The organism is Chryseobacterium contaminans, assembly GCF_001684955.1.
Lineage (GTDB): Bacteria > Bacteroidota > Bacteroidia > Flavobacteriales > Weeksellaceae > Chryseobacterium > Chryseobacterium contaminans.
This window is the reverse complement of the sequence record NZ_MAYF01000221.1, coordinates 1-1,046: the sequence shown is the minus strand read 5'-3', so window position 1 is coordinate 1,046 and position 1,046 is coordinate 1. Positions and strand designations below refer to the sequence as shown.

The 1,046-nt window shown below is 36.9% G+C and carries 1 protein-coding gene; it reads right to left on the bottom strand.

The window, feature by feature from the left end; genetic code table 11:
• The coding region (locus BBH99_RS11965; protein ID WP_066695844.1) for a transcriptional regulator at positions 1 to 739 on the bottom strand (739 nt) is incomplete at its 3' end.
• Between the last annotated feature and the right edge of the window lie 307 nt (positions 740 to 1,046).

Here is a 1,046-nt window from a genome sequence, read left to right as displayed (position 1 = left end):
TAGCATGTAAGATCATAGCATGGTCAATCAATTGCAGTACGGATTTACCTGTTTTCTGTTTCAGGAAAGAAGCGAGATATTGCGGGGTTAAATGTAGATTTTCTGCATAGAATTTAACGCTGCGTTGCTGGGTGGCATATTTTGCAATGAATAGATAAAACTCATAAATAATTTCATGGGTACGGCTCTTTGTAAAGTGATGATGATCTGCCAGTCCCGAATAGGCTTCAGAAATCATGCACATCAGGGCAATTACAAGATGGCGGAGCATTTCAGTTTTTCTGGGGCTGGAACTTTTGTGGTAGAAGTTTTGGATTAATGTTACCAGTTCTTTTTGCAGTCCTGTTTCTTCAGGCTGTAACCTGATCACCGGCTGCCATCGGATTTGGTGGTTCATCACAAACTCGCGCAGGATCGGGAAAGCCGTGATAAAATCTAAGGAAAGTCCTATGGTTACTATTTCAGCATCTTCACTCAGGGATTTGGTGTCAATCATCAATTGGGGTTGTAAAACAGCAATATCACCTGCATTGAGTTCATATTCCAGAAAATGGATCTGAGCCTTCATGGATCCTTGTATCATGAACCCTAACAAAATCCCGTCAAATACCCGGGTATGTTCTGTATATTCCTTTCCGGGATGATTTTGCTGATACAGAATAACAATGCCTTCCATCTTTTTTGACGGATCAATATGGTACAGTTTATAGACATTGTCCGGAGTTAAAAATAAAGCCATATTCAAATGTCGGAAAAAATGCACATTTATTGCAAAAATGAAGGTGTTATCTTCAATTGTAGATTACAAATTGTATGTAATTGCCATTAAAAAGCAAATAAGAAGAAAGTCAATCACTCGCCCTCACAGAGATAGCAAGAGAATTTATTACTAATGAGATAAATAATAGACTGAATGGTAGCTACATTATTCTAACAAATTTTTACGGTTGTTATTGAAAATATCCGGTATATTGCCTTCAATCAATAAATCGAAAAACTTGCCGTAACCATTTTTTATTTTATATTCCAATTCATTTTGATAGAGA